This is a genomic window from Cognatundibacterium luofuense, assembly GCF_018139685.1.
GTDB classification, from domain to species: domain Bacteria; phylum Pseudomonadota; class Gammaproteobacteria; order Burkholderiales; family Burkholderiaceae_D; genus Undibacterium; species Undibacterium luofuense.
Map to the genome: position 1 here is coordinate 1 of NZ_JAGSPN010000551.1, position 297 is coordinate 297.

Genomic DNA, 297 nt, shown 5'->3' on the forward strand with positions numbered 1-297 from the left:
CGATTTTCACCCAGTCCGGTGCGGCGGCACGTCAGTTCCAGGAAGAGATCGATGTCGGTCAGGTTGGTATTAATGTGCCTATCCCGGTGCCGGTACCCTTGTTTTCATTTACCGGTTCGCGCGGCTCTAAACTCGGTGATCTGGGCCCTTATGGCAAGCAGGTCATCAGCTTTTATACCCAGACTAAAACAGTGACCCAGCGCTGGTTTGATGATAGCCAGGCTGGAGCTGGTGTGAATACCACGATCGCGTTGAAGTGAATGGGTGAGTGCGATGAATTTCGATCTCAACCAGGAA

At 52.5% G+C, this 297-nt stretch carries 1 protein-coding gene; it reads left to right on the forward strand.

Annotated features, from left to right (window positions below):
• On the forward strand, nucleotides 1–260 hold a 260-nt coding region (locus KDM89_RS21615), incomplete at its 5' end, for an aldehyde dehydrogenase family protein (protein WP_212689834.1).
• Between the last annotated feature and the right edge of the window lie 37 nt (nucleotides 261–297).